This is a genomic window from Mesorhizobium sp. M7A.F.Ca.ET.027.03.2.1 (assembly GCF_003999175.1).
Lineage (GTDB): Bacteria > Pseudomonadota > Alphaproteobacteria > Rhizobiales > Rhizobiaceae > Mesorhizobium.
Genome location: NZ_RZOM01000481.1, coordinates 1 through 4499, shown reverse-complemented (window position 1 = coordinate 4499; position 4499 = coordinate 1). Strand labels below are relative to the sequence as shown.

General features: G+C 61.1%; 4 protein-coding genes and 1 pseudogene. All 5 read left to right on the top strand.

The window, feature by feature from the left end; all coding sequences use genetic code 11:
* Positions 1 to 159, top strand: a pseudogene (locus tag EN750_RS40845) (EamA family transporter); the annotation flags it as partial.
* A gap of 340 nt (positions 160 to 499) precedes the next feature.
* A complete protein-coding gene (locus EN750_RS20225; protein WP_127268369.1) occupies positions 500 to 1597 on the top strand; it encodes a polyamine ABC transporter substrate-binding protein in 1098 nt (365 codons plus the stop codon).
* An 84-nt stretch (positions 1598 to 1681) separates the two neighbouring features.
* Positions 1682 to 2821 (top strand): ABC transporter ATP-binding protein, encoded by a 1140-nt coding sequence (locus EN750_RS20220; protein WP_127397456.1) that lies wholly within the window; start codon positions 1682 to 1684, stop codon positions 2819 to 2821.
* A gap of 8 nt (positions 2822 to 2829) precedes the next feature.
* A complete protein-coding gene (locus tag EN750_RS20215) occupies positions 2830 to 3804 on the top strand; it encodes an ABC transporter permease subunit (RefSeq protein WP_127397455.1) in 975 nt (324 codons plus the stop codon).
* Positions 3805 to 3808: 4 nt separating this feature from the next.
* Positions 3809 to 4499 (top strand): ABC transporter permease subunit (locus tag EN750_RS20210; protein ID WP_127397454.1); only part of this gene is annotated, 691 nt, incomplete at its 3' end.

Below are 4499 nucleotides of genomic sequence, written 5' to 3'. Positions count from 1 at the left end.
ATATGGGTCTGGCTCATCCATTCCGAGGTGCCGTCGGGGCGCACCATCATCGGTGGCGCGGTGGTGGTCACGGCGCTGCTCGTCCATATCGGGCTCGAATTCAAGCGGCAGGCACGGCCCGAACGCGCAGGGGTCACCGGGGTGCCGTCGCCTAATTGAGGCGGCCTGCAGCTTTGCCATTGACAACGTCGCTGCAGCACGGGCAGGCTGGGAATACGGCAACAACAAGACAGGCGTATCTTGCCAAGTCTCCCAGCCGGTCCGATCGGGACCGGACCATATAGTCGTATCTCTGCCCGCGCTACGGCGAAAGCCTATGACGGTATTGGCACGCCTCCCAAGCCGCCTCAGGGGCATCCAGCCATCTCATCGAACCGCCTGAATGGTCTCGGCAGTTCGCGCTTGTCGCCCCTTGGAAAGCTCAATAGTCTGAAGAAAATGCCGGTCGCGCTGATATCGCGACGAGCCGGTGAAGGAACACTCATCAAAGGAGAATAGCATGATCCGCAAAGCGCTCTGGCTTTCGGCAACCTCGGCATTCCTGACATTGTTCACCGTCGGCGGTCACGCCGCGGATCGTGTCGTCAACGTCTTCAACTGGTCGGACTACATCGACAGTTCGATCATCGACGATTTCACCAAGGAAACCGGCATCAAGGTCGTCTACGACACCTTCGATTCCAACGAAATCCTTGAGACCAAGCTGCTTGCCGGCGGCAGCGGCTATGACGTCGTCGTGCCCAGCGGCAATTTCCTTGCGCGCCAGATCCAGGCCGGCGTGTTCCAGAAGCTCGACAAGTCGAAACTGCCCAACATTTCCAACATGTGGGACACGGTTACCGAGCGAACCGCCAAATATGACCCCGGCAACGAATACTCGGTCAACTACATGTGGGGCACGGTTGGCATCGGCTACAACATCAAGAAGGTGCAGGCGGCGCTTGGCACTGACAAGATCGACAGCTGGGACGTCTTCTTCAATCCCGATAGCCTGGCCAAATTGAAGGACTGCGGCGTCTACGTGCTGGACTCGCCGGCAGATATCATCCCGGCGGCGTTGAAATATCTCAACCTCGACCCGAACAGCACGTCACCCGATGATATCGCCAAGGCCGAGGAGACCTTGCTCAAGGTGCGGCCTTACATCAGGAAGTTCCATTCCTCCGAATACATCAACGCGCTCGCCAACGGTGATATCTGCCTGGCGGTCGGCTGGTCGGGTGACGTGTTCCAGGCCCGCAACCGCGCGGTCGAGGCCAAGCAGGGCGTCGAAATCGGCTATTCCGTGCCGAAGGAGGGCGCGCAGATGTGGTTCGACCAGATGGCGATCCCCGCCGACGCACCGCATGTCGCGGAGGCGCTCGAGTTCATCAACTACATGATGAAGCCGGAAGTCATCGCCAAGTCGTCGAACTACGTGCTCTACGCAAACGGCAACAAGGCTTCGCAGCAATTCGTCGACAAGGCATTGTTGGAGGATCCTTCGGTTTATCCCGATGCCGAGACCATAAAGAAGCTCTACACCGTCTCGCCATACGATCCCAAGACCCAGCGCGTCATCACGCGCACCTGGACCAAGATCGTCACTGGCCAGTAAGCAATCCGACACGGTCCCGGCAGCCACCTGCCGGGACCGTTTCTACCTGGGGCAAGAAGCAAGAAAATCAGGACGGAGTGGGATATGAAATCGCTTGGCAGCATCCGCAGGGATTTTGCACCGTGGAACGACCCGAATGCCAAGCCGTACATCCAGTTCGACAACGTCACCAAGAAGTTCGGTGACTTCACCGCCGTCAACAATCTGTCTCTGACCATCTTCGAGCGCGAGTTCTTCGCGCTGCTCGGCGCCTCCGGTTGCGGAAAGTCGACGCTGCTCAGGATGCTCGCCGGCTTCGAGGAGCCGACAGCCGGCCGCATTCTGCTTGACGGCCAGGATCTGCGTGGCATCCCGCCCTACCGGCGGCCTGTCAACATGATGTTCCAGTCCTATGCGCTGTTCCCGCATATGACGGTCGAGAACAACATCGCCTTCGGCCTCAAGCAGGACGGCATGCCAAAGCCCGAAATCGCATCGCGCGTTGCCGAGATGCTGAAGCTGGTCAAACTCGAGCAGTTCGCCAAGCGCAAGCCGCACCAACTATCCGGCGGCCAGCGCCAGCGCGTCGCGCTCGCCCGCTCGGTCGCCAAGCGGCCGAAGGTGCTGCTGCTCGACGAGCCGCTCGGCGCGTTGGACAAGAAGCTGCGCGAAGAGACGCAATTCGAACTGATGGATTTGCAGCAGAACCTCGGCCTGACCTTCGTCGTCGTCACCCACGACCAGGAAGAGGCGATGACCATGGCCGATCGCATCGCCATCATCGACAAGGGCGAGGTGATGCAGGTGGCAACGCCGGCCGAAGTCTACGAGGCGCCCGGATCGCGCTTCGTCGCCGGCTTCGTCGGCAATGTGAACATGTTCGAGGGCAAGATTGCGCGTGGCGAGGCCGGCAGCGCCAGCATCGATGCCGGCAATGGCCTCACCATCCGCACCGACAATGCCGGCGCCGCCGGCGCCGGGACGGCCGTCACCTTCGCCATCAGGCCCGAAAAGATCAAGGTGTCGTCGAAGAAGCCGGCCGAGGCGGTCAACGCCATCGAGGGCGAGGTCTACGACATCGCCTATCTCGGCGACATGACCGTCTACCATGTCAGGCTGGACGACGGCCAGGTGGTGCGCGCGAGCACCATGAATGCGGCCCGCATCACCGAGGATCCGTTGAGCTGGAACGACCGCGCCTGGGTTTCCTTCCGGCCCGATGCCGGCGTCGTGCTGACGCGGTAGGGGCGACCATGTCGAGCGCTGCCGTCACCACCTCATCAGCCTCTCCGGCATCCAATGCCGGCAGATCCCTCCTTGCCAGGCTGGGTGCTGCCTTCGTTGGCCGACTGGTCATCATCATCCCGTATGTCTGGCTGCTGTTCTTCTTCCTCATTCCGTTCGTCATCGTCTTCAAGATCTCGCTGTCGCAGACGGCGATCGCCATTCCGCCCTATACGCCGGCGCTCGATTTCAGCGGCGGCATTTCCGGGTTCCTGGCTCAGCTGAAGCAACTCAGCCTCGACAATTACGCCTGGCTGACGCAGGACGCCCTCTACTTCAACGCCTATGTAACCAGCGTCATCATCGCCGCGGTCTCGACGGTCCTGACATTGCTCGTCGGCTACCCCATCGCCTATGGCATGGCGCGCGCGCCGGCGACGATCCGCCCGACCTTGCTGATGCTGGTGATCCTACCGTTCTGGACCTCGTTCCTGATCCGGGTCTACGCCTGGATCGGCATTCTCAAGCCCGAAGGGCTGCTCAATCAGTTGCTGCTCGCCACCGGCGTCATCCACCAGCCGCTGATCATCCTCAACACCTATACGGCGATCTTCATCGGCATCGTCTATTCCTACCTGCCGTTCATGGTGTTGCCGCTCTATTCCGCGCTTGAGAAGATGGACTATTCGCTGATCGAGGCAGCCAAGGATCTCGGCTGTCCGCCGACAAGTGCGTTCTGGAAGATCACCTTCCCGCTGTCGCTGCCCGGCGTCATCGCCGGCTGTCTGCTGGTGTTCATTCCGGCCGTCGGCGAGTTCGTCATTCCCGATCTGCTCGGCGGCTCGCAGACGCTGATGATCGGCAAGACGTTGTGGAACGAGTTCTTCGCCAATCGCGACTGGCCGGTATCGTCGGCCGTTGCCGTCATCCTGCTGTTGCTGCTGATCGTGCCGATCATGCTCTTCCAGCGGGCCCAGGCGCGCGCTCAGGAAATGGACAGGTGACCTCATGAACGCCACCTGGAGCCGCTTCAACATCACTTCGATCGTGCTTGGCTTTGCCTTTCTCTATCTGCCGATCGTGCTGCTCATCGTCTTCTCGTTCAACGAGTCGAAACTGGTTACGGTCTGGGGCGGTTTCTCGACCAAATGGTACGTCTCGCTGTTCCACAATCAGGGCCTCATGGACGCGACCTGGGTGACGGCGCGCGTTGGCCTGATCTCGGCCACGGTAGCGACCGTTCTCGGCACGCTGGCGGCACTCACCTTGACCCGCTACACGCGCTTCAAGGGCAGGGTGCTGTTCTCCGGCATGGTCTTTGCGCCGCTGGTCATGCCGGAAGTCATCACCGGCCTGTCGCTGCTGCTGCTCTTTGTCGCCGTCGGGCTCGACCGCGGCTTCCTCACCGTGACGCTCGCCCACATCACGCTGACCATGTGCTTCGTCGCCGTGGTCGTGCAGTCGCGCCTTATGACCTTCGACCGCTCGCTGGAAGAAGCCGCGATGGATCTTGGCGCAACGCCGGTGAAGACCTTCTTCCAGATCACATTGCCGGTCATCATGCCGGCGATCGTCTCCGGCTGGATGCTGGCTTTCACGCTTTCGCTCGACGATCTGGTCATCGCAAGCTTCACCTCCGGGCCGGGCGCGACGACGCTGCCGATGAAGATCTACAGCCAGGTTCGCCTCGGCGTGACGC